Here is a 24,024-nt window from a genome sequence, read left to right as displayed (position 1 = left end):
GCCAATAGCACAATATAACAGCATAGAGTCGAACAATAGTGAGCTATTGTAATAGCGCAGAGCAAATAAACTTACTCTGTAGACTATCTGAAAGTAAGCCATTAATGAGTCTATTTAGTATCACATCAATGCCTTAAACAATTTTTTATAGATAACCATTTTTATAATAAAAAATGGTGCATTAACAAAAAGCACTATCAGAAGCATTGCTGATAGTGCTTGATTAAAGCCTTTATGGTTTTTCAAAGCCAGTAATGAGCTTAAAACGAATCAGCAGGAATACGCACCCAACCTTCCATTAATACCCGAGCACTGCGGCTCATAATAGCTTTATTTACCGTCCACATACCATCGACCTTTGACGCTTGGGCGCCCACTTTAAGGGTGCCCGATGGGTGACCAAAAACAACAGCGTCACGTTCGCCACCGCCAGCGGCTAAATTCACTAAAGTGCCTGGTATTGCTGCTGCGGCGCCAATCGCCACGGCTGCCGTGCCCATCATTGCATGATGTAACTTACCCATAGATAAAGCACGAACATGTAGGTCTATATCCGCTGCACAAACCGCTTTACCACTTGATGTTACATAGTCTTTAGCGGCACTGACAAAAGCCACTTTTGGGGTATGTTGACGTGCAAGGGCTTCAGATACATCATTAATCAAACCCATTTTAATTGCGCCAGCAGCACGAATAGTTTCAAAACGTGCTAATGCCGCTTCATCATTATTAATAGCCTCTTGTAATTCCGTACCTGTGTAGCCAATATCTTCAGCATTTAAGAAAATAGTGGGAATACCAGCACTGATCATAGTGACTTTAACTGTAGCGGCTTTAAAAGTACCTATCGCGGGAATTGCTAGCTCATCAACCACATTACCTGTCGGAAACATAGCTTCACTAGGGTCAACAGGCGCTATAAATTCTACCGGTACTTCTGCAGCAGGAAAGGTTACGCCATCGAGTTCAAAGTCACCGGTTTCTTGTACTTGCCCATGCGTAATAGGCACGCGAGCAATAATCGTTTTGCTAATGTTTTTTTGCCAAATACGTACCGTACAAATACCATTTTTAGGAATACGGCTAGCATCAACTAAACCCGACATAATGGCAAATGAGCCCACTGCAGCGGTCAAATTCCCACAATTACCACTCCAATCAACAAACGCTTTATCTATCGCCACTTGACCAAATAAATAGTCAACGTCGTGATCTACCACAGCACTTTTAGCCAAAATCACGGTTTTACTGGTACTTGATGTAGCCCCACCCATACCATCGGTTTGTTTACCGTAGGGATCTGGACTACCAATGACTCGAAGTAGCATATGGTCACGAGCTTGCCCCGCTATTTGGCAACGCTCTGGTAAGTCAGTTAGATTAAAAAACACACCTTTTGACGTACCACCTCGCATATAGGTTGCGGGGATTTTTACTTGAGAAACTGAAGACATTTAACACCTCTAAATTTTATCAATATGAGCCACTTTGTTCACCTTCCATGTGCGCAATTTAGTGTTCGTTTAGCGCATCGACGCTCCTTCACATCCATGTGACCACGTCAAAACGTTCGTTGATTACATCGACGTTCCTTCACATCCATGTGATCACGTCATACCGTTCGTCCTGAACATAAAAAAGCAGCAATTAAATTGCTGCTGATATTTTTCATTAACGTTTACTATCTAAAACCATTACTTTTATTGACCGCAAGACAGCTGTACACCAACCATATTTATAGCTCAGTACAGGTAACGCCACTACCATCAAAAATAAGCCTTTAGCCATTAGACTCTAAAAAATCGTTGGCAAACTTTTGTAAAACACCACCGGCTGCATAAACAGACACTTCTTCAGCGGTATCTAAACGACATTTTACTGGAATCTCAACGACTTCGCCCTGACCATTATCTGAGCCTCGAGTCATGACTACCGTCATAGCTCCACCTGACGTTGGCGTGCCCACAACATCGTAAGTTTCTGAACCATCAATATGGTAAGTATGACGAGTTTCACCGTTAATAAACTCTAACGGTAACACGCCCATACCCACTAAGTTAGTACGGTGAATACGCTCAAAACCTTCAGCAATAATCACTTCAACACCCGCTAAACGAACGCCTTTGGCCGCCCAATCGCGTGATGAACCTTGACCATAATCAGCACCGGCAATAATAATAAGCGGCTGCTTGCGTTCCATATAAGTTTCAATGGCTTCCCACATCCGAGATTCAATGCCTTCCGGCTCAATACGGGTGAGCGAGCCTTGCTTAACTTCACCTTTGTCATCACGACACATTTCGTTAAATAATTTAGGGTTAGCAAATGTTGCACGTTGTGCGGTTAAATGGTCACCACGATGAGTTGCATACGAATTAAAGTCTTCTTCTGGTAAGCCCATTTTATCTAAGTAGGCACCCGCAGCACTGTCCAATTGAATAGCATTTGAAGGTGATAAATGATCCGTGGTAATGTTGTCACCCAATACCGCTAATGGACGCATACCTTTCATGGTACGTTCACCCGCTAGTGCGCCTTGTCCCTCTGTATCCCAGTACGGAGGACGACGAATATAAGTACTGGTTTCATCCCAAGCGTATAACGGACTTTCAGCTGGCTCAAAAGCGCCTAAATCAAACATTGGTGTGTAGATTTTTTTGAATTGCTCAGGCTTGACACATGAGGCAACAATTGCATCAATTTCTTCATCACTTGGCCAGATGTCTTTAAGCGTAATGTCGTTACCGTTTTGATCTTGACCTAAAATGTCTTTTTCAATATCAAAACGAATAGTACCGGCAATAGCATAAGCAACCACTAAGGGGGGTGACGCTAAAAAGGCTTGTTTTGCATACGGATGGATGCGGCCATCAAAGTTACGATTACCTGATAATACTGCGGTTGCATATAAATCACGGTCAATCACTTCTTGTTGAATCTTTGGATCTAACGCGCCACTCATGCCGTTACACGTGGTACAGGCATAACCTACAATACCAAAACCTAGTTTTTCCATTTCAACCAATAAGCCCGCTTCTTCTAAATAAAGCTTGGCTACTTTTGAACCTGGCGCAAATGAAGATTTAACCCAAGGTTTACGCACTAAGCCTAGCTCATTTGCACGTTTAGCAATCAGGCCTGCAGCGACAACATTACGCGGATTAGAGGTATTTGTACAAGAGGTAATAGCAGCAATAATGACCGCGCCATCAGGCATTTGGCCGTTAGCTTCTTGCACTTTACAAGCAGCAAGATCTTTAGCGATATTTTTTGAGGCTAAATCAGCTGTCGCTAAACGACGATGTGGGTTAGAAGGACCGGCTAAATTACGACCTACGCTTGATAAATCAAATTCGATCACCCGTGGATATTGCGCCTCTACTAAATCATCGGCCCAAAGGCCAGTGTGCTTGGCATAAGTTTCAACCAGTGCTATTTGCTCTGGTTCACGCCCAGTAATTTTCAAATAATCAATGGTTTGTTCATCGATGTAGAACATAGCGGCTGATGCACCATATTCTGGGGTCATGTTTGAGATAGTCGCTCGATCACCAATAGTTAAGCTTTTAGTGCCTTCACCAAAGAATTCTAAGTAAGCAGACACCACTTTTTCATTACGTAAAAATTCAGTGATAGCTAATACTATATCCGTTGCTGTGATGCCCGGTTGACGTTTACCGGTCAGCTTTACACCGATAATATCGGGTAAGCGCATCATAGATGGACGACCAAGCATAACAGTTTCAGCTTCTAACCCACCGACACCAATAGCAATAACACCTAAGGCATCAATGTGTGGTGTGTGAGAATCAGTACCAACACAAGTATCAGGAAAAGCGACACCGTCACGCGCTTGAATAACCGGCGACATTTTCTCTAAATTAATTTGGTGCATAATGCCGTTACCCGCGGGGATAACATCAACATTTTTAAAAGCGGTTTTGGTCCACTCGATAAAATGAAAGCGGTGTTCGTTACGACGGTCTTCAATTGCCCGGTTTTTCTCAAAAGCTTCACTATCAAAGCCAGCAGCTTCTACTGCTAGTGAATGGTCGACAATTAATTGTGTGGGTACAACAGGGTTAACTTTAGCTGGATCACCACCTTGATCAGCAATGGCATCTCGAAGGCCGGCTAAATCAACTAAAGCGGTTTGACCAAGAATGTCATGACAAACCACACGTGCTGGATACCAAGGAAAGTCTAAATCTTTTTTGCTTTCAATAATTTGCTTTAGAGAATCAGTTAATGTTGCAGGGTCACACCGGCGAACTAATTGTTCAGCGAGCACACGTGAAGTGTAAGGTAGTGTTTTATAAGCACCGGGGCTGATTGTTTCAATCGCTGCTCGTGTATCGAAAAAATCTATTGTTACACCATTGTGTTTATAACCTGGCAAAGGTTTGCGGTAATCGTAATTCATAACTTACTCCACATAGTAAAAAAGAGTACAACAGACTCTTTTTAAGTAATTTAATTAATGATACGGCATTATCATTAGCAGCTTACAGCGGCCCTATCAGCATAGATAAGGCTTTATTTATGCTGATGCTAAATAATAAGTACCTGTTAGCTTACCTATTAGCGATAGGTTGCACTTTACGAGGCTCTGCACCAATGTAGTCAGCAGACGGGCGAATAATACGGTTATTTTCACGTTGCTCCATGACATGAGCCGCCCAACCCGTTAGACGAGAACAAACAAAAATCGGGGTAAATAATTTCGTTGGAATCCCCATATAATTGTAGGTTGAGGCGTGAAAAAAATCAGCATTACAAAATAATTTTTTGCTGTCCCACATAAACTCTTCACAAGCTACTGAAATGTCGTATAACGATGTATCGCCATTTTCAGCGGCCAGTTTTTCAGACCATGCTTTGATAATGACATTACGTGGATCAGATGTGCTGTAAATCGCATGTCCAAAGCCCATAATTTTTTCTTTACGCTCAAGCATACCGGCCATTTGTACTTTGGCATCAGCAGGAGAGTTAAACTTTTCAATCATGTCCATTGCGGCTTCATTAGCACCGCCGTGAAGTGGCCCACGCAACGTACCAATAGCACCGGTCACACATGAGAACATATCTGATAGCGTTGAAGCACAAACACGTGCCGTAAACGTAGAGGCATTGAATTCATGTTCAGCGTATAGAATTAATGATACATCCATCACACGCTCATGCTGTTTAGACGGACTTTTACCATTTAATAGACGTAGAAAATGTCCACCTAGCGACGCTTCATCTGAAGTACAGTCAATTTCTATACCCTCATGTGAAAATTTATACCAATAACACATGATGGCAGGAAAAGCTGATAACAAGCGGTTTGCCGCTTTATTTTGTTCACTAAAATCATTTTCTGGTTCTAAATTACCTAAAAATGAACAACCCGTACGCATAACATCCATTGGATGTGCTTCTTTTGGGATCAGCTTAAGTACCGCTTTTAAAGCTTGCGGTAAATCACGCATCGCCAATAAATCAGTTTTATAGCTAGCTAGCTCTTTTTTATTAGGGAGTTCACCGTTGAAGAGTAAGTAAGCCACTTCTTCGAAAGTTGAATTTTCAGCTAAATCAGCAATATCGTAACCACAATAAGTTAAGCCCGAACCTGATTGTCCTACCGTACATAAAGCTGTGTCGCCGGCACTTTGACCACGTAAGCCAGCACCTGATAATTTTTTATCTGTCATCGTTCTTTCCCCTAGTACTTAACAGTGATTAATTTACTGTTAAGGGTTAAAATTTAGTTTCTTATTGATGTATATTAATGCTTATAGCCGTTCCACTTTAAGGTCTTGAAGTAGAACAGAGATAACTACTTGTTTTTACCTTCAGAAAACAAGGCATCAAGCTTTTGCTCATAATCGTGGTAACCCAGGTAATCATATAAATCCATACGTGTTTGCATGTTGTCGATTTCTGTTTTTTGATCACCATCTGCAAGCAAGGTTTTATAAACAGACTCTGCTGCTTTATTCATCGCTCTAAATGCTGATAATGGATAAAGCACCATGGCACAGCCCCACTCGCCTAACTGGGCTTTATTCCACAGTTCTGTTTGGCCAAATTCAGTAATATTGGCTAATACCGGCACATCAAGCGCTTCGGTAAAAGCTCTGTAATGCGCTTCAGTTTGAATAGCTTCAGCAAAAATACCATCTGCACCAGCAGCAACGTAGGCTTTAGCACGTTCAAGCGCGGCTTCTAAACCTTCCTGAGCAAAAGCGTCAGTGCGAGCCATAATGAAAAAGTCGCTATCAATACGCGCGTCAACGGCCGCTTTAATGCGATCCGCCATTTCTGCTGTAGAAACAATTTCTTTATTCGGACGATGGCCACAGCGTTTTTGCGCCACTTGATCTTCAATGTGAACTGCAGCAGCACCGGCTTTTTCCATATCACGAATAGTTTTAGCAATATTAAATGCACCGCCCCAACCGGTATCAATATCAACTAAAAGCGGTAAGCTACAAGCTGAAGTAATACGTGATACATCCGCAATAACGTCATTTAATGATGTCATGCCTAAATCGGGTAAGCCATAAGAGGCATTCGCAACACCACCACCAGATAAGTAAATAGCTTGGTGACCTAATTGTTCAGCCATCATGGCACAATAAGCGTTAACGGTACCTACAACCTGTAGGGGTTTATTATTTGCTAAAGCCTGGCGAAATTTAGCACCAGGAGATAATTGTTTAGACATTGCTTTATCCTTTTTTAGTCATGTAGATGTTGTATTAAATTAACTTTACAGCTTGTTGCTATTGTTGCTGGGCAATTTTGTTTTCGATATTTTTGCGTGAAGCCGCAATATGACGCCTCATTAGCATTTCGGCTAATTCACCATCACGATCAGCTATCGCTTCAATAATGCGAGAATGTTCATCAAACGCTTTAGTTGCTCGTGGGCTATTCATACCAAATTGGCAACGATACATACGAACAAGGTGATAAAGTTGGCCACACAAGATATTAATGAGTTGTTGATTATGACTACCGAGTATCACTTTATAGTGAAAGTCTAAATCACCTTCTTCTTGATAGTAGGCAATACCGTCACGCAATGCCTTAGCACTTGCATGTTGCTTAAGCATAACCTTCATTTCAATAATTTCATCTTCAGTCATATTTATCGCTGCTTGGCGACATGCCATCCCTTCGAGTGCTTCGCGAACGACATAAATTTCTAACAGGCCAGCAATTGAACATTCAACCACACGAGAGCCAACATTGGCTTTACGTTCAATTAAATGACATTTTTCTAAACGATTTAGCGCTTCACGCAAGGTTGAACGACTAATTTGATAGTTTTTAGCTAGTTCTGGCTCACTAATTTTACTACCAGATTTGATGGTGCCATCAACAATGGCATGTAGCATTTGCTCAAATACTTTATCTGCCGTAGTAACCGCGGCTTGTGTTGTAGGATTGTCTAACGCCATTAATATTGTCGACAGATATGAAAACAAGGGGCTTATCATAACAACTCTTCAGCATTAGTCAATGTGAAACCCAAGGTATTGTCGACAATACCTATTAGGCATTAGTCGTAGACACTATGAAATAGCGTGAAGTGATATTACAATTACTCACCAATAAAAACAAACAAACCAATGTTAAATAAGCGTATTTGTAAAATACACCCGCATTTATCCATCAGTTAATTCATCTTATTGTCATTTTTAACAATTCTCAGAAAGTGTCGACAATAAACTGGATTAGCCAAAAAACCAATAACAAACACCAATAGCAGCAGTAATGCCGGCAAGATCAGCAATAAGTCCACAAGCCAAGGCATGGCGACTATAACGAATACCAACAGAGCCAAAATAAACCGCTAAAACATAAAATGTAGTTTCAGTAGAGCCTTGCACAATAGAAGCTAAGCGACCAGCGAATGAATCAGCGCCATGAGTATTCATGGTTTCTATCATCATAGCACGAGCGCCAGAGCCACTTAAGGGCTTCATAAATGCCGTAGGTAGTGCATCAACAAAACGAGTATCACCATTAAAAAGCAACACTAACTGTCGTATGCCATCAACCAAAATATCTAAAGCGCCACTGGCTCTAAATACCCCAATCGCACACAACATGGCCAACAGATAAGGAATGATTTTTATACTGGTTTCAAAACCTTGTTTAGCCCCTTCAATAAAGCTGTCATATACATTCACTTTGCGTTTTAAGGCGACGAATAAGAAACTAATTAGCGTGGAAAATATGAGTAAATTGCCCATCAAGGAGGATTGTTGCGCTAACAACTCGGCACTCAAAGTAGAGAAATAAACCACAACACCACCGACAAGTGCGATGCCCGCGGCTAAATAAAGTAAAATAACTTGCTGATAAATTTTTATTTTTTGCACAAATGCAACCGCAAACAATCCTGCGAGGGTTGAGGCAAATGTTGCCAATAAAATAGGGACAAAAACGTCAGTCGGGTTTAGCGCTCCCTGTTGGGCACGATAAACAAAAACAGTAACAGGGAATAAGGTTACCGCGGAAGTATTCAACACCAGAAAGAGTATTTGCGCATCACTTGCCGTTTCTTTGTTTGGATTCAGTAATTGCAGGTCTTGCATGGCTTTTAAGCCTAAAGGCGTAGCCGCATTATCTAACCCTAAGAAATTTGCCGACAGGTTCATGGTCATTGAACCTATGGCCGGATGCCCTTTGGGTACCTCTGGCATAAGACGGACAAATAGTGGTGAAATAAACTGTGCTATTTTGTCGATAATACCGGCATGTTCCGCTATCTTCATCATGCCTAACCAAAAACTTAAAATGCCAATCAGGCCAATCGCAATCTCAACCGTTACCCTAGACATATCAAAAATAGCGTTAACAATTTCTGCAAAAATTAAAACCTGATCAAAAACCAGCCATTGCACCATGGCAGAAATAAAGGCAACAAAGAAAAATCCGCTCCAAATACGATTTAACAAACCTGATCTCTTTTATTTTTATTCTTAGTATAAATATCATGACACACAAGACTACAATTACCTAGTTGGGTCGTAAGTAACAAGTCATGGAGTACATTGAAAAAGCAACAAACACTGCGCAGGCTATGTTGCCGATAAACTGAACAAAAATTACCGCTGTTTAAGGTTTTAATGCCATAACTTTTATTAAAATTGATTTTTCATTTGTACAGCTAGCATAAGAAAATGATGGCTCGGTAGAACGTCACCCTGTTAGACAAAGAGATCATCATTAGATTTTTTCATTCTACCCTTAATTGATACGAAAACTTGCCCTTGGATTAACGCAGGTTCATCTTCATTAGACTATCCTTTGAGCCCAAAACTAACCATGATTTTATGCTCTTCTTTGACTCATAGTATTCAATAATTCTCTTAAGCTACACTATTTGACCGGAATAGTTTCAGGAAACAAACGATGAAAATTCTCACTCGATTGTTGTGCTATTTCTGCAACCGAAGTACCACGAATACTGGCTAAATGTTTTGCTACTTCAACTACGTAAGCGGGCTGATTTTGTTTACCACGATGGGGGACTGGTGCTAAATAAGGCGCATCCGTTTCAATTAAAAAACGGTCTGAGGGTACTTTTTTCGCTACTTCTCTTAAGTCAGTCGCATTTTTAAAAGTGACAATGCCAGAAAAGGAAATATAAAAACCCATCGCTATTGCTTGTTCAGCCATCTGCCAACTTTCAGTAAAGCAATGTAGAATTCCGCCAACATTTTCCGCCTGCTCTGCTCTTAACATAGCTAAAGTATCTTCTTGAGCACCTCTAGTGTGGATAATCAGAGGTTTTTTTAGCTGATTAGCAACCCGTATATGTTTTCGAAAAGAGTCTAACTGCACTGGTTTTGTTTCTGGCGCATAAAAATAATCAAGGCCCGTTTCACCAATAGCGACAACACGTGGGTCGGTCGCTAAACGAGTTAATAGTGCCGGATCAATTTCATCCGCTTGATTTAGCGGATGCGCACCACAGGTTAGCCAAACATTGTCATATTTAGCCGTTGCTTCTGCCATCGCTGGAAAGTCTTCTAAAGTCACGCTAACACACAATAAGGTATTAACCTTTTCTGCCAAGGCTGCATTAACAACATTATCTAAATTATTGTCAAAATCTTCGAGTTTTAAACGGTCTAAATGACAATGAGAGTCTATGAACACAGGTTTACTCCGCACAAAGGTGCTAAAGGTTAGTTTGGGTATTTATCATAGCCATTGAATTAATGAGTTGCTGACATCACAAAAATATTCTCAATGGGCATAATATTCAATAGTGCTATTTTAGTTAGATAAAAATAAGCATTTTACATGGATAAGGTCGGCTCAGATGAACTCAACAAATGCCCTATCAATTTGTCAATTTGGCTACGCATATTGTCAGGATCTTCAACAAAACTAACACCTATGCCTGCAGGTGTGCCATTTTGCGCACCAATGGGGGTGATCCAAGAAACTTTACCTTTAATTTTTGAAGGCTCTAATGAGTCAGGTAATCTAACAAGCAAGTTCACATCAGTGGCTAATTCATAATGCTCTGTGGTGCGAACAAATAAACCACCATTTTTCATAAACGGCATATATGACTGATATAAATCACGATCTGACATAAAATCAAGTGTAATATTTTCCAAAATCATCCCTCTATTTTTGTTCGCTTTTTTATTAATATTTTTATTGATTTTTTTGTTCAACGACAAGGCTAATATCGGCGAGTAATTTTTCACTTAAAAACTGCCGGTTAACTTGCACTAATGTCTTTAACTTAATATTAGCCGCTTGGACTAAATTATATACCTGCCATAACTGTTGTTTATTGATGACACTTGCTTGTTGATTCTCATGCCCTGCTGTTGGCCAGCCCCATTGGTTACGCATCAAATTAACTAAAATTTTTTCCAACCAACGAAAGCCATCATGACGTTCAACCAATAAGGTTAATATCTCTGCACGGTGTTGATGAGCACATAAGTAGTCTTTGACCTTATCACGAAACGCGGTAAACGCAACGGCAGTTGCTTCGTCTGTTAATTCGCTAAGATGGCTAAGGTTTACAAAAGCATCATTACCCTGTTTTTTATATTCAGCCAAAAGTTTTTTGCCCACAGGTGGACGTATTTCAAATTTTTGACAACGACTGATAATAGTGGGTAACAGCACATCACTGCTATGCGTTGTTAACATAATGAAACTTTGAGATGTTGGCTCTTCTAACGTTTTTAATAACGCATTAGCTGCTGATACTGTCATGGTGTCAGCATGATTGACTAAGGCTGTTTTGGCGATGCCGATATGAGCGGTTTTCTCAAAAAATTGGCTCAGTTTCCGTATTGCATCTACGCCAATGGTATTTTTGTCATTAACGATAGTCAGATGATCCGGATAACTGCCATTGGCAAACAACTTGCAAGTTTTGCAATAACCGCAAGGCTGAAAAATAAACGGTTGCACATTTGTCGTTTCTTCACTTACTTTGCTTACTGGGCTTACTTTGCTTACTGGGCTTACTTGGCTTACTGGGCTTACTTGGCTTAAGTTTTCTTCTGTTTCTGGTGGTATGTTTTGTGGCAAGTCTTGCTTTAAGTCTTGGCAAAGCAGCACATTAATCAGCCAGTGCGCTATGTCTTCTTGACCCGCGCCATCAACACCAGAAAATAACAAGGCATGAGGAAGTTTATTTTCGCGAATTTGTCGAGACAATTGCTGCTGAAGCGCAAATAACCAAGTTTTCATCCGTTAGCCTTGTTTACTATTAATAAAAGCTTCGACTGCTTTGACTACAGCTTTGTGCACCAAGTCCATCTCTTGGCTCGCATCTATAATATCTGTGCTGTCTGACGCTTGTGCTAAAGCTAGATATTTGTTGCGTACGCGCTGAAAAAATTCAATTTTCTCTTGTTCAATCCGATCTAATTCGCCTCGCGCTTGTGCTCGAGCTAAGCCCAATTCTGGCGCAATATCTAAATAAATGGTTAAATCGGGTGTAAAGCCCTTTAAGGTAACATCAGCTATAGCATTCATTATCGCATCGTCAAATTGTCGTCCACCCCCTTGATAAGCCCGTGATGATAAGTCATGACGGTCGCCAATCACCCAGGTACCTTCTGCTAAGGCGGGTAAAATTCTATTAACTAGCAATTGACTACGACTGGCATACATCAACAAAAGTTCAGTTTCTTGCGTTAGCGCTTCATCGTGACTAACTGATTTTACAATATCTCGCAGAGCTTCGGCTAATGGCGTACCACCAGGCTCTCGAGTTTTTATAAAAGGGATATTATATTTATTTAACACAGCTTCAATAACGCTAATGGCTGATGACTTACCCGCGCCTTCTATGCCTTCGACAACAATAAACTGACCTTTCTTCATACTGAAATCATCCAAAATACTTTTATTAAAATGTTAACGTTAGTTTTTCTTGCGCTGATACTGGGTTACCGCACGGTTATGATCGGCTAGATTTTTAGAAAATATATGTTCGCCTGCGCCATTACTGACAAAATACAAATAGTCACTCAACTCTGGATTTAATGCGGCTTGCAGCGCTTGAGCCCCAGGTAACGCGATGGGTGTTGGCGGTAAGCCTTTTATTTTATAGGTATTATAAGCGGTTTTTTCCCGCAAGTGAGCGTAAGTGATATCGCCTTGGTAACGTTCACCCAAACCGTAAATTACCGTTGGGTCGGTTTGTAAACGCATGTTTTTATTTAAACGGTTAACAAATACCGACGATATACGAGGGTGTTCAGCGTGTCGGCCACTTTCTTTTTCAATAATTGACGCCATAATAAGTGCTTGATATGGCGATTTGTAGGGTAAATTTTCAGCTCTATTATGCCACTGCACTGCTAACGCGCTTTGCATTTTTTCATATGCACGTTTAATGATGCTCAAATCGGTTGTATCTTGGGTAAAAGCATAGGTATCAGGAAACAGCCATCCTTCAGGATTATCCTGCGCTATGGATAATTTTTTCGCGATAGCCACTAGTGATAAATTAGCAAGTTGATGGGTAATATGTTGATGTTGTGCTAACTGAGCCAAGACTTGCTTGAAGGTACTACCTTCGATAAGGGTAATAGAAAATTGATGTTCTTTACCTAACACCACTAAATCAAGTAGTTCTATCGTACTTATGTTTGCCTGTACTTGATAAGTTCCTGACTTTATTTTGCTATCTTGAGGGTTAAATTTCGCATAACTGCGTAGCCAAAAACGCTCTTGCAACCAGCCTTTATCAACCAACTGCTTGGAAAAAGCATTAAATGAAGTACCAGGCTTAATCGTTAAAAACTCAGCTTGTTTAATAGCGAGTGGCTGCTGAACTTTCATTTCTGACATTATCATAACGCCAACAACAGCCAAAATACTGAGTAGTACACAAACCGCTAAAGTCATTAATGTTTTTCTAACCAACAACGACAGGCTTAAAAAAAATATTTTCATCTTTATATCTTAGCTTTCAACATTAAGGCATTGGCTTTGTATGCCTTTAACCTGTGAAATATCCAATTGTTGACCATTAAAAATCTTAACCGGCACTATACCTAAAATGGCGTTACTAATAAACATCGCATCGATATTATCTAATTGAGACAGTGGATAATTATCTTGTTGAATATTCGGGTTATTTAACAATATTTTCGCCCGCATTAAGCCAGCGACACCGGCAGTGGTTAATATGGGTGTTTGCCATTGCCCCGCTTTTAACCAAAAGACATTAGCACTACAACATTCAATAACACTGCCATTGATATCACTAGCAACTAGATCATCTTCTGTGCGTCTATCTAGCTCGGCTCTTAACATAACTTGCTCTAAACGGTTTAAGTGTTTTAAACCCGCTAGCATAGGGTTAATACCTAGCTTTTGCTCACTGATCCCTACGCAAATCCCCTGTTTTTGCCATTGAGGATAAAACTTAGGGTAATCACTAACGGAAATAATTACCCTAGCTTGCTCTGCACCAAGGCGCGAATAACCACGGCCGCCACTGCCACAGGTGATAATAACTTTGACGATGCCGATCTTAATTCCTACGCTGATTTTTCTTATACTTTCTGCTAGCGCAGGCAAGGCTACTTTAGGTAAGCCTAGTTGCTGACTTTGCTGCGCCAAACGATTGAGGTGCTCTGGCAACATGGCCACTTCACCCTCAGTAATCAAAGCGGTGGTAAAACAACCATCACCATAAGCTAGGCCACGATCATCAATTGATATCGAATTAGCTATTTTTCCGTCTACAAAACTTAATACCATAATTGCCATAAAAAAGCCTGAATACAGCAGTATTCAGGCTTAAGCTTTTAAATTCAAGCGCTATTATAATTAAAACTACATTTGATGTAATAACGTGACTTTTAATCTCTACAGTTCACTAAATTCTTTTGAAGATCAATGAGCCATTTGTACCACCAAAACCAAAGGAGTTACACAACACGTAGTCTAAATTAGCATCTCGTGCAGTATGCGCAACATAATCAAGATCACAGCCTTCATCAGGGTTATCTAAATTAATGGTTGGTGGCACCGCATTATTAACTAATGCTTGAATGCTGAAAATTGCTTCAACAGCACCGGCAGCGCCGAGTAAATGTCCTGTCATAGACTTAGTTGACCCTACCATGACATCAAAAGCTGAAGCGCCAAATACAGATTTAATTGCATTGGTTTCGGCAATATCGCCTGTCGGTGTTGAAGTGCCATGAGCATTAATATAACCAATTTTAGCAATATCAACTTTCGCATCATTGATGGCATTTTTCATTGCTAAAGCCGCACCTGCACCATCAGCCGGCGGTGAGGTCATATGATAGGCATCACCACTCATACCAAAACCTGCTAGTTCAGCATAAATTTTTGCGCCACGAGCTTTCGCATGTTCATACTCTTCAAGTACAAGTACACCCGCACCATCACCTAGAACAAAACCATCGCGGTCTTTATCCCATGGACGTGAAGCTTGTTGTGGTGCATCATTTCGCGTTGACATAGCACGTGCAGCACCAAAGCCCCCTAGACCTAATGTGGTTGATGCTTTTTCTGCACCACCAGCAACCATAGCATCAGCATCACCGTAGGCTATCATACGGGCTGCATGGCCAATATTATGTACACCACTAGTACAAGCGGTAACAATCGAAATATTGGGGCCTTTCAAGCCAAACATGATGGATAAATGACCCGCGATCATGTTGATAATGGTAGAAGGTACAAAAAATGGTGACAATTTACGTGGACCATTATTTAACAATTTAGCATGATTGTCTTCAATAAGGCCTAAGCCACCAATACCTGAGCCAACAGCTACTCCTATACGTGGGGCATTTTCTTCGTTAATTTCTATACCAGAATCTTTAACGGCTTGCACACCAGCAGCAACGCCATATTGAATAAATAAATCCATTTTTCTGGCGTCTTTACGAGCCATATAGTCTTCTGCATCAAACCCTTTAACTAAACCGGCAAAACGCGTTGGATACTCAGTGGTATCAAAATGCGTAATGTCAGCAATACCACTTTTACCAAGTAGTAGATTTTGCCAGGTTGATTCAGGGCTGTTGCCTAGAGGGCTAAGCATGCCAAGACCGGTTACTACAACGCGTCTCATGAGATGTGCTGCCTCCGATAGAATTGAATAAAAGCGGGTAGTTTATTTCAGCTCACTTAGCGCTTAATTTGACTTAAGTTAAGTGTTAGCTGTAAATGTTTTCAAACTATAAAAACAAATCAGGCGGTAATTAAACCGCCTGAAATTAATCACATTCGTTTATTATTACTGGTTAGCAGTAACGTAATCGATTGCGGCTTGAACTGTTGTAATTTTTTCAGCTTCTTCATCTGGAATTTCAGTATCGAATTCTTCTTCTAATGCCATTACTAATTCAACAGTGTCTAGAGAGTCTGCACCTAAGTCGTCAACAAAAGAAGCTTCAACTTTAACTTCGTCTTCACTTACACCAAGTTGCTCAATAGTAATTTTTTTTACGCGTTCTTCAATAGTGCTCATTTTTCTTCCTTTACTAGAAAATACAATTTTTCAGAATTGTATGTAGTTTATTCGTCAAAAGCCGACCATGCAAGCTTCTAATTTTACTTTTTTGCTGGTCTAACCTGTTGACAGTATATAATTTGTTCGAATCTAACATAAAATCGCCAAAAAGCAAATTTGTGTTAAACCATGTACATGCCACCATTTACGTGTAATGTTTCACCCGTAATATACGCCGCGCCATCAGATGCTAAGAAAGCAACAGCGTTAGCAATTTCTTCCGGCTTACCTAAACGGTTGGCCGGTACTTGGGCAAAAATGCCTTCTTTTTGCTCATCCGTTAATGTTTGGGTCATATCTGTATCAATAAAACCAGGTGAAACTGTATTAACAGTTATGCCACGAGAAGCAACTTCACGTGCTAAAGATTTAGTAAAACCAATTAATCCGGCTTTCGCAGTCGCATAGTTAACCTGCCCCGCGTTGCCCATAGTACCCACAACTGAGCCAATATTGATAATGCGTCCATGGCGCTTTTTCATCATAGCGCGTAATACCGCTTTGCTGATTTTGAAGACCGATGTTAGATTGGTATCTATAATATCATTCCATTCATCATCTTTCATACGCATCAGTAAATTGTCACGCGTAATACCCGCATTGTTAACTAAAATATCAACTGAACCATGTTTTTCTTTGATTAAATCAAACATAGCACTGATTGATGCGTCATCAGTGACATTTAAAACCAAACCTTGGCCTTCACCTAAATACTCGCTGATATTAGCCGCGCCGTGTTCAGAGGTTGCCGTACCAATAACATTACCACCCAAAGCTTTAAGTTGCGTTGCAATAGCTTTACCTATGCCACGACTTGCGCCCGTCACTAAAATGACTTTACCGTCTAATGAAAACATATAATTTTACTCTACTGATTCTAATGCTTTAGTTAACGACGCACTGTCATTAACAGATTGACAACTGATGGTTTTATCAATGCGTTTTAACAAGCCCTGTAATACTTTACCTGGTCCTGCTTCGATCGCAATTTCAATACCCTCTTGTGCTAAATACTGAATAGTTTCTGTCCAACGAACTGGGCTATATAATTGCTTGATGAGTGCTATTTTAATAGCTTCAACCGAGTTTTCAGTGGCAACGTCAACATTATTAACCACTGGGATGGTCGGTTCATTAAAGCTAACATTGTTAAATTCTTCTGCTAACTTTTCTGCCGCATCTTTCATTAATGCACAATGTGATGGAACGCTTACCGGTAAAGGTAGCACGCGCTTTGCACCAGCTGCTTTACATAATATACCCGCTCGTTCAACGGCCGCTTTATGACCTGCAATAACCACTTGGCCAGGAGAGTTAAAGTTCACCGCTGAAACAACTTCATCATTGGCTGCTTTTACACAAGCATCAATAATAATTTTATCATCTAGACCAATAATGGCAGCCATAGCACCAACCCCTTCAGGCACAGATGCTTGCATGAACTCACCACGCTTCTCTACGAGCTTAACAGCATCCGCCAACGATAACACCCCTGCGCACACTAGCGCAGAGTATTCACCTAAACTATGGCCCGCTAATAGTTTAGGTGTTGTTGATGAATTAGCATGCCATACACGCCAAATGGCAACACTAGCAGTTAATAACGCAGGTTGGGTAAAATTTGTTTGGTTTAACTTTTCAACTGGCCCTTGTTGAACCAAGTGCCATAAATTGTAACCTAGTGCTACAGATGCTTCCGCAAAAGTACTTTGTACTACTTCATTCTCAGCAAAATCCGCCAACATAGCTAGAGATTGTGAACCTTGACCTGGAAAGACAAACGCTAAATTATTTTGCATTATTAGACCTAATTAAATTTAATTTTTTACTGTATCAAGGTAAATCATTGCCTGATCTACCTTGCTGTAATTGCTCAAGCTTATATTCACCTGTTGCACGGCTATATAGCCATAAAATATTATTTGTGGCATAAACTATGTTCAAGCTTATCTTTGATTTTTGTCGGTACTTGCCGATCAACCTCGGTAATAGCTTCAGTAATCGCCGTATAAAATGCGGTTACATTGGCGTTACCATGGCTTTTCACCACAATACCGCGCAATCCTATCAAACTTGCACCGTTGTACTGGTCGGGGTTCATGGGTTTAAACAGTTTTTTTAAGGTCTTAGACAATAATTTGCCCATAATTCGCGCTAAAAAGTGTTTTTTAATAATTTCTTGTAGTTGCGTGTAGACCATTTTTGCCACACCTTCACAAGTTTTCAACGCAACGTTGCCCACAAAACCGTCACAAACAATAACATCAGCTTTATTAGTAAAAATATCATTACCTTCTATAAAACCAATATAATTAATATCATCATTGGCCTGTAAATAGCTGGCGGTTTGTTTGATATGATCACTACCTTTATTGTCTTCTTCACCCATGTTTAATAACGCAACTTTCGGATTTTCAATACCGTCAACCTCTTTTGCCATGACTGAGCCCATAATGGCAAATTGATATAATACGTTTGAGTCACAAAAAACATTCGCCCCTAAATCCAACATAAAAACATGTTGCTCAGGCTTATTGCTAGGTAATGCAGAAATGAGTGCTGGGCGCTCTACTCCAGGTAAGGTTTTTAAGACAAAGTGCGCCATTGAAAAAAGTGCCCCGGTATTACCCGCGCTCACGCAAGCTTGTGCTTGGCCGTCGTGAACTAAATCTAAAATTTTGCGCATGGATGATTGCTTTTTATTACGCAAAGCAAAAATAGGTTTATCATTCATATCAACAACTTGGGTTGTTGGGTATAAGGTTATTCTTGGATGAGGGTAACATTGTTTTTTTGAAAGTATTTCAATAATGACGGTTTCGTCACCACACAATAACAAGTGAAGATTGGGGAAATTTTCTATTGCGAGCATTGCTGCAGGAAGTGTTACGTGGGGGCCTTGATCGCCCCCCATAACATCTAACGCTATGGTTAGATTAATCAAGGTAATCGTTACAGATTACTTATTGATTACTTTAACACCTTTGTAAAAGCCATCAGCTGTTACATGGTGACGACGGTGAGTTTCACCAGATACTGGATCTGTTGATAAATGCGTTGCCGTTACTGCGTCATGTGAACGGCGCATGCCACGTCTTGAACGAGACTTTTTGCTCTTTTGAACTGCCATTGCCTACTCCTAAAAATTCGGTTATTAGCTAAAAATTAACTATTTAAGTTTTTTCAATACATCAAATGGACTCGGTTTTTCAAGCTCTTCAGGCAATTTACCCCAAACACTATCAGCCGGAGACTGACAATCTTTGATCGAATGCCTTGGAATTAATGGAATCGCGAGTAAAAACTCATCCTCCACTAACTCAAGCAAGTTAACTTCACCATTTTCATCTAATTCAATTGCGTCATAATATGACGGCAACTCAGCTTCAGCTTCAACGTCTTTCACTGGGCTAAAAGTAAAACTTACTTCTAGTTCCAATTCGAACTCTTCAGTACATCGCTGACAAGTTAATGCAACTGTTGCCGATGAGGAGCCTGATATTACTACCAAGCCAACTTCATCCACATCAAAAGTGGCATTTACTTGGACCTGCTCAGACCGTGTTTGACACACAGCTAGCAATCTATTCATCCCAGATACTTCAAAGTATCCGTCACACACTAACTTTCGCTGTGCGCTTCTGGATGGGTCTATCGTTATCGGGAGTTTAAGATTTTTCATAAGGCGCGCATAATAAGGTGCCAATCACCTAGTGTCAAAAGAAAAATAGCTAAATTTGTTTAAAAACTCAAGATAGGCCATATATTAACAGCAATCTGTTTATATTTTGAGTGATATTAATGAAAAAACTTGTTTTAGGCTCCACCTCCCCTTTTCGTAAAGAAATTTTAGCAAAACTTAATATTCCCTTTGTCTGTGCTAAACCTGATATCGATGAAACCGCGTTTGACAACGAGTCACCTGTCGAGTTAGTTGAACGTTTAGCCATTGAAAAAGCTAAAGCTGTTGCCGGCGAATTTCCTGACGCTTTAATTATAGGCTCAGATCAGGTAGCTATGTGTGACGGTGAAATACTTGGCAAGCCACATAACTTTGAAAATGCCGTTAAACAACTAGAAAAATTTAGTAATAAAACTGTCGTTTTTTACACCGGCTTATGTGTTTATGACAGCGGCTTAGATTACACAACCGCTTTAATAGAGCCTTTTTTAGTGCATTTTAATCAGCTTTCACTAAGCGACATTGAAAATTACCTGCACGCAGAACAACCCTATAACTGTGCCGGTAGTTTTAAAAGTGAAGGATTAGGCATTTGTTTGTTCAAAAAGCTGGAAGGTGATGATCCCAACACTTTAATCGGTTTACCGCTTATCAAACTGGTTGAGTTATTAAAGCAACATGATGTTAATGTGTTAGCTGAACAAGCCAGTGTTTAAATTAAGCTCTCTGCGCGGCTTAAATTAGCCTTTAATTTAACGTTTAATCGCATCGAATAGCACAGAAAAATATTATCTGTGCTTATAGCCGCTTAAGATCCAGCTGAAGTGGCATAAATAACTTAACTAGCCAAACAAAGTGATACATTGATTGCTCAACATGGCGTGTATCTCTTTTAGTTTCTATTGGCGACTTTTAGTTTCCATCCACGATTGTTTTATACCCATTTAACTCATTAAGTGTTCTACATTTACATCAGGAAAAATGGCTAAATATAAGGCATAAAATTTAGTCCGTCGTTATGCAACTTTGTAACCCTATAGTTTTTCATTTTAACCATGAAAAATAAGTAGAGAATCAATCAACTGGGTATTACAGTGCGTTATTTATAACAGTATTAATCACACCCAAACTTACATTCTGCTAGTTGAGCGATTAACTTATGGTAACTAATGAGCTATTTTTATATTTTTTAACTTGAATTATCGCTATCACCACTCCATCACTTAAAGCATAACTATAGTTTAACTTAAATTTACCTAGGCAATGTTTAAAAAAATGTTTAAAGCGATGTTTAAATTTCTTTTCATTATAAGCATGTTATTACCTACTGTTTCAGCGAATGAAATAGACTTAATCGCTTTAGGTGATTTAAATTTCACCAAGTCGAATAGTACTGAAATTGAACAGGCTGACAATCTAGATTTTGATGACCCTTCATTGTTATACCCATCCATTGTTCAGTTGCAAAATTGTAACTATATTAATTTAAGTTATTTTACCCCCTTCATTCTGCAGTATTATTTTCATAACTTTCACTCTAGAGCTCCCCCAGCTTTTATTTTTCACCATACGCTTATCGCATAATATTAAGGTTTTATCTTATTGATGAGTCGTGCTATCGCTTCTAGTAAGTTAAGCACAGCAATATCTCACTAATACCAAAACCTGACTTTGAGATAAATGAAATGCCTCAAAAGCTTATTTTTATAGCTGTGTATTTTGCCTGCATTGTGTCTGCCGTGATTTTTCATGCAAAATTTAAAACCGTGAGTTTTAGCTCAGCAGTCTATATTTAATTAAACGAGTTCGTTTCGATAAGCACCAAGTTATTAACGTTGAGAAATAAAAAGTATTCAATAACACCCCATAGCATCAAGTTATTGATCATTAATTTAATATTTATACTGCCGGCCATTATTCTAATGTCAGGTTAAATAAATAGTTAAAAGCATTTGTGTAGATATCAATCGACCCGTCGATATTATTGGCAACAAATGCAGCAAAAATTCAGAGGTAAATATGAAAAAATTACATTTAGTTAACTTAGAAGATACCGATAATATTGTCTCACCAGAGCAATTTGAAGAAATTAACTTACAATCACCTGCGGTTAAAATATTTACTGATTTTAAAGTGCATAAAGCTATCATGATCGACGGCGATACTATGGCCGTGACCGCATTAGAATTAATGTTAAAAACCCACGTTAGAATGAACATTGTAATATCAGAAGAAAATAATTTTATTGGCCTGATCAGCACCAATGAATTGTCAGAGCAACACATAGTGGCAAAGCTATCCAAAGGGGTTTGTCGAGAAGATGTGTTAGTGAAAGATTTAATGATTCCAAAGTCAGACTTTCACGCTTTTGATTATCGTGAATTATTAGATGCATCTGTGAGTGATGTAGTGTCAACTTTAGAAGATTATCAACTTCGTCACTGCCTAGTGCTAGATAGAAAAAGTCATCATATACGAGGGGTTATATCATCTAGTGATATAGCAAGAAAACTCCATATAAATATGGACCTGAATGTCAAACAATCATTTGGCTCGATCTATGATGTTGTACATCAAAAGACACACTCAATGTAAACAAGGTGTTCTATTGGCTTACAAGGATGTAAGCCAATAGAACAGTGACCGAAGCCTATTGTTGGGCAAGGTCCGTTATTAGACTGACAACTGGTTTGAGATTAAAAAAGTGGATCAATACAAGGCATAAAATGTAGTCAATGGTTATGCTACTTATAAATTTTTTAACCCTGTAGCTGTTCATTTTAACCATTAAAAATCAGCAGGTCGTTAATCCACTTCATACAGATATTCAACGCGATATTGATGCAATAAGAGGGTGATTTTAAGTATGATCGAGCCGCCAAAGTTACCAACAATGTTTTAGCAATGGCATTTAGCTTGTTTTGTATATCACATCAATAAAGTTTTATTATGCTCACCATAAATAAAGCTGATAAAGCTACAAGCTATTATTTATTGCAGCCTAAAAATAAAAAACTCATCGTTTTAGCAAAACTTAAAACCCTACAACAAAATCTGTTGAGAGGTTTTAAGTTTACACAAGTATTTTTTTATTTATGCAGTATCAGGCACATGCATACTGAGCTTTCACGCAACCGCTCAGTATGCATGTAGGTATGTTTTATTGAACATCCGCTTTAGTTAATTTCTTTAACAATTTTTCTAGCGATGGTTCTAACGGAGCTTCAATTTTTATACGTTCATTACTTAATGGATGAATGAATTCGATACTCGCCGCATGGAGAAATAAGCGTTTCAAACCTAAGTTTTTCATTTCGTGATCGAAATCTTCATGGCCATATTTTGCATCGCAGGCAATCGAGTGGCCTTTGGTTTGACAATGCACACGAATTTGATGAGTTCGCCCTGTTACTGGAAAGGCCCTAACAAGCGTGGCATTTTTATAATGTTGAAGCACTTTAAAACGCGTTTCTGACTCTTTACCGTTGATATTATCTACCACCACCACACGTTCACCAGACTTTAAGTCATTTTTCTTTAACCCTTCCGCAACGCGGGTTAATTTACTCGACCAACGACCTTTAACCAAAGCGTGATAATACTTTTGTACGGTTTTATTTCTAAGTTGTTCATGCAAGTGTCGTAATGCGGAACGTTTTTTTGCGACAACTAAACAACCGGAAGTATCTCGGTCAAGTCGATGCACTAGTTCTAACATTCGCGCATCTGGTCGCAAAGCTCGCAGTGCTTCAATTAAACCAAAACTTAATCCACTGCCACCATGCACTGCCATACCAGAAGGTTTATTGATAACAATTAAACGCTCGTCTTCAAAGAGGATTTGTTTCTCTAAATTAGCAACAACATTTAATTGTGTAGACACTGTATTAGTATTTTCCGACACACGAATAGGAGCAACACGAATAATGTCTTCATCAACTAGTTTGTACTCAGGCTTGGTACGCTTTTTATTAACACGTATTTCGCCTTTTCGTAACAGGCGATAAAACATACTTTTTGGCACACCTTTTAATGTTTTCATTAAAAAGTTGTCGATACGCTGACCCGCATCTTCACTGTCTACAGTGAAAAATCTAACTTGAGGTTTTGGGCTATCTGTTATATCTATTTTGCTAGGCGCTTTTGGGCTATCTGTCATATCTGTTTTACTAGGAACCATAATTGTTCGCAGTTTAACATATTTTTTTCTAAGTACAGGCAATTAAAACGAGGATTTAATTGCCTTACCCATAAATAAAGTGTGATAATAAGATGGTTATTGCTA

At 39.5% G+C, this 24,024-nt stretch carries 22 protein-coding genes; 2 read left to right on the top strand and 20 right to left on the bottom strand.

The annotated features are described in order from the left end of the window. Positions 1 to 260 precede the first annotated feature (260 nt). The 19 genes from prpF to yceD form a co-directional block, all read right to left on the bottom strand. The gene (prpF, locus tag H4J54_RS16400) at positions 261 to 1,454 is read right to left on the bottom strand and encodes a 2-methylaconitate cis-trans isomerase PrpF (protein ID WP_182192074.1); all 1,194 of its coding nucleotides are present in this window, start codon (positions 1,452 to 1,454) and stop codon (positions 261 to 263) included. Positions 1,455 to 1,780: 326 nt separating this feature from the next. Next, the gene (acnD, locus tag H4J54_RS16395) at positions 1,781 to 4,423 is read right to left on the bottom strand and encodes a Fe/S-dependent 2-methylisocitrate dehydratase AcnD (protein WP_182192073.1); all 2,643 of its coding nucleotides are present in this window, start codon (positions 4,421 to 4,423) and stop codon (positions 1,781 to 1,783) included. Between the two features lie 151 nt (positions 4,424 to 4,574). Next, positions 4,575 to 5,699 carry a 2-methylcitrate synthase gene (gene prpC, locus H4J54_RS16390; RefSeq protein WP_182192072.1) on the bottom strand — a complete coding sequence of 375 codons (1,125 nt, stop codon included), beginning with the start codon at positions 5,697 to 5,699 and terminating at the stop codon, positions 4,575 to 4,577. 125 nt (positions 5,700 to 5,824) lie between these two features. After that, positions 5,825 to 6,715, bottom strand: coding sequence for a methylisocitrate lyase (gene prpB, locus H4J54_RS16385; RefSeq protein ID WP_182192071.1), 891 nt, complete (start codon positions 6,713 to 6,715; stop codon positions 5,825 to 5,827). 58 nt (positions 6,716 to 6,773) lie between these two features. Continuing rightward, positions 6,774 to 7,454: a GntR family transcriptional regulator gene (locus tag H4J54_RS16380; protein WP_182192158.1), complete on the bottom strand. Its 681-nt coding sequence runs from the start codon at positions 7,452 to 7,454 to the stop codon at positions 6,774 to 6,776. 276 nt (positions 7,455 to 7,730) lie between these two features. Then, on the bottom strand, positions 7,731 to 8,960 hold the full coding sequence (locus H4J54_RS16375) for a nucleoside recognition domain-containing protein (RefSeq protein ID WP_182192070.1): 1,230 nt from the start codon (positions 8,958 to 8,960) through the stop codon (positions 7,731 to 7,733). A gap of 424 nt (positions 8,961 to 9,384) precedes the next feature. Then, positions 9,385 to 10,167, bottom strand: coding sequence for a TatD family hydrolase (locus tag H4J54_RS16370; RefSeq protein WP_182192069.1), 783 nt, complete (start codon positions 10,165 to 10,167; stop codon positions 9,385 to 9,387). A 143-nt stretch (positions 10,168 to 10,310) separates the two neighbouring features. After that, positions 10,311 to 10,637 carry a PilZ domain-containing protein gene (locus H4J54_RS16365; RefSeq protein WP_404851917.1) on the bottom strand — a complete coding sequence of 109 codons (327 nt, stop codon included), beginning with the start codon at positions 10,635 to 10,637 and terminating at the stop codon, positions 10,311 to 10,313. Between the two features lie 40 nt (positions 10,638 to 10,677). Further along, a complete protein-coding gene (locus H4J54_RS16360) occupies positions 10,678 to 11,736 on the bottom strand; it encodes a hypothetical protein (protein WP_182192068.1) in 1,059 nt (352 codons plus the stop codon). Between the two features lie 3 nt (positions 11,737 to 11,739). Next, positions 11,740 to 12,375, bottom strand: a complete 636-nt coding sequence (gene tmk / locus H4J54_RS16355; protein ID WP_182192067.1) for a dTMP kinase — start codon at positions 12,373 to 12,375, stop codon at positions 11,740 to 11,742. A gap of 39 nt (positions 12,376 to 12,414) precedes the next feature. Then, positions 12,415 to 13,452 carry an endolytic transglycosylase MltG gene (gene mltG / locus H4J54_RS16350; RefSeq protein ID WP_259366999.1) on the bottom strand — a complete coding sequence of 346 codons (1,038 nt, stop codon included), beginning with the start codon at positions 13,450 to 13,452 and terminating at the stop codon, positions 12,415 to 12,417. A gap of 9 nt (positions 13,453 to 13,461) precedes the next feature. Continuing rightward, positions 13,462 to 14,274 carry an aminodeoxychorismate lyase gene (gene pabC, locus H4J54_RS16345; protein WP_182192066.1) on the bottom strand — a complete coding sequence of 271 codons (813 nt, stop codon included), beginning with the start codon at positions 14,272 to 14,274 and terminating at the stop codon, positions 13,462 to 13,464. A 109-nt stretch (positions 14,275 to 14,383) separates the two neighbouring features. Beyond that, positions 14,384 to 15,616, bottom strand: coding sequence for a beta-ketoacyl-ACP synthase II (gene fabF / locus H4J54_RS16340; protein ID WP_182192065.1), 1,233 nt, complete (start codon positions 15,614 to 15,616; stop codon positions 14,384 to 14,386). Between the two features lie 165 nt (positions 15,617 to 15,781). Next, positions 15,782 to 16,015: an acyl carrier protein gene (gene acpP / locus H4J54_RS16335; RefSeq protein WP_077286054.1), complete on the bottom strand. Its 234-nt coding sequence runs from the start codon at positions 16,013 to 16,015 to the stop codon at positions 15,782 to 15,784. Positions 16,016 to 16,179: 164 nt separating this feature from the next. Then, positions 16,180 to 16,914: a 3-oxoacyl-ACP reductase FabG gene (gene fabG, locus H4J54_RS16330; protein ID WP_182192064.1), complete on the bottom strand. Its 735-nt coding sequence runs from the start codon at positions 16,912 to 16,914 to the stop codon at positions 16,180 to 16,182. Between the two features lie 6 nt (positions 16,915 to 16,920). After that, positions 16,921 to 17,856, bottom strand: a complete 936-nt coding sequence (gene fabD, locus H4J54_RS16325; protein ID WP_182192063.1) for an ACP S-malonyltransferase — start codon at positions 17,854 to 17,856, stop codon at positions 16,921 to 16,923. Positions 17,857 to 17,975: 119 nt separating this feature from the next. After that, entirely contained in the window at positions 17,976 to 19,001 is a 1,026-nt protein-coding gene (plsX, locus tag H4J54_RS16320; RefSeq protein WP_220464184.1) for a phosphate acyltransferase PlsX, read from the bottom strand. A 15-nt stretch (positions 19,002 to 19,016) separates the two neighbouring features. Further along, complete coding sequence (rpmF, locus tag H4J54_RS16315) at positions 19,017 to 19,187, bottom strand: 50S ribosomal protein L32 (protein WP_077286058.1); 171 nt, start codon at positions 19,185 to 19,187, stop codon at positions 19,017 to 19,019. A 39-nt stretch (positions 19,188 to 19,226) separates the two neighbouring features. Then, positions 19,227 to 19,739, bottom strand: coding sequence for a 23S rRNA accumulation protein YceD (yceD, locus tag H4J54_RS16310; RefSeq protein WP_182192062.1), 513 nt, complete (start codon positions 19,737 to 19,739; stop codon positions 19,227 to 19,229). A 119-nt stretch (positions 19,740 to 19,858) separates the two neighbouring features. Between yceD and H4J54_RS16305 the strand changes: the two genes are divergently transcribed. Next, on the top strand, positions 19,859 to 20,455 hold the full coding sequence (locus tag H4J54_RS16305) for a nucleoside triphosphate pyrophosphatase (RefSeq protein ID WP_182192061.1): 597 nt from the start codon (positions 19,859 to 19,861) through the stop codon (positions 20,453 to 20,455). 1,303 nt (positions 20,456 to 21,758) lie between these two features. Beyond that, positions 21,759 to 22,334 (top strand): CBS domain-containing protein, encoded by a 576-nt coding sequence (locus H4J54_RS16300; RefSeq protein WP_182192060.1) that lies wholly within the window; start codon positions 21,759 to 21,761, stop codon positions 22,332 to 22,334. A gap of 565 nt (positions 22,335 to 22,899) precedes the next feature. Here the strand turns inward: H4J54_RS16300 and rluC are convergent. Further along, positions 22,900 to 23,862, bottom strand: a complete 963-nt coding sequence (rluC, locus tag H4J54_RS16295) for a 23S rRNA pseudouridine(955/2504/2580) synthase RluC (protein ID WP_404851919.1) — start codon at positions 23,860 to 23,862, stop codon at positions 22,900 to 22,902. Positions 23,863 to 24,024: the final 162 nt, after the last annotated feature.

It is taken from the genome of Colwellia sp. MB3u-8, assembly GCF_014076985.1.
GTDB lineage: Bacteria > Pseudomonadota > Gammaproteobacteria > Enterobacterales > Alteromonadaceae > Cognaticolwellia.
This window is presented reverse-complemented; position numbering and strand designations above follow the sequence as displayed.

Bases quoted from the DNA above. Each gene is read 5' to 3' on its own strand.
- acnD (WP_182192073.1), bottom strand. From the start codon at position 4,423: ATGAATTACGATTACCGCAAACCTTTGCCAGGTTATAAACACAATGGT.
- H4J54_RS16360 (WP_182192068.1), bottom strand. From the start codon at position 11,736: ATGAAAACTTGGTTATTTGCGCTTCAGCAGCAATTGTCTCGACAAATT.
- fabD (WP_182192063.1), bottom strand. From the start codon at position 17,856: ATGCAAAATAATTTAGCGTTTGTCTTTCCAGGTCAAGGTTCACAATCT.
- fabG (WP_182192064.1), bottom strand. From the start codon at position 16,914: ATGTTTTCATTAGACGGTAAAGTCATTTTAGTGACGGGCGCAAGTCGT.
- H4J54_RS16300 (WP_182192060.1), top strand. From the start codon at position 21,759: ATGAAAAAATTACATTTAGTTAACTTAGAAGATACCGATAATATTGTC.
- mltG (WP_259366999.1), bottom strand. From the start codon at position 13,452: ATGAAAATATTTTTTTTAAGCCTGTCGTTGTTGGTTAGAAAAACATTA.
- pabC (WP_182192066.1), bottom strand. From the start codon at position 14,274: ATGGCAATTATGGTATTAAGTTTTGTAGACGGAAAAATAGCTAATTCG.
- rpmF (WP_077286058.1), bottom strand. From the start codon at position 19,187: ATGGCAGTTCAAAAGAGCAAAAAGTCTCGTTCAAGACGTGGCATGCGC.
- acpP (WP_077286054.1), bottom strand. From the start codon at position 16,015: ATGAGCACTATTGAAGAACGCGTAAAAAAAATTACTATTGAGCAACTT.
- yceD (WP_182192062.1), bottom strand. From the start codon at position 19,739: ATGAAAAATCTTAAACTCCCGATAACGATAGACCCATCCAGAAGCGCA.
- prpB (WP_182192071.1), bottom strand. From the start codon at position 6,715: ATGTCTAAACAATTATCTCCTGGTGCTAAATTTCGCCAGGCTTTAGCA.
- fabF (WP_182192065.1), bottom strand. From the start codon at position 15,616: ATGAGACGCGTTGTAGTAACCGGTCTTGGCATGCTTAGCCCTCTAGGC.
- tmk (WP_182192067.1), bottom strand. From the start codon at position 12,375: ATGAAGAAAGGTCAGTTTATTGTTGTCGAAGGCATAGAAGGCGCGGGT.
- prpC (WP_182192072.1), bottom strand. From the start codon at position 5,699: ATGACAGATAAAAAATTATCAGGTGCTGGCTTACGTGGTCAAAGTGCC.
- H4J54_RS16380 (WP_182192158.1), bottom strand. From the start codon at position 7,454: ATGGCGTTAGACAATCCTACAACACAAGCCGCGGTTACTACGGCAGAT.
- prpF (WP_182192074.1), bottom strand. From the start codon at position 1,454: ATGTCTTCAGTTTCTCAAGTAAAAATCCCCGCAACCTATATGCGAGGT.
- H4J54_RS16305 (WP_182192061.1), top strand. From the start codon at position 19,859: ATGAAAAAACTTGTTTTAGGCTCCACCTCCCCTTTTCGTAAAGAAATT.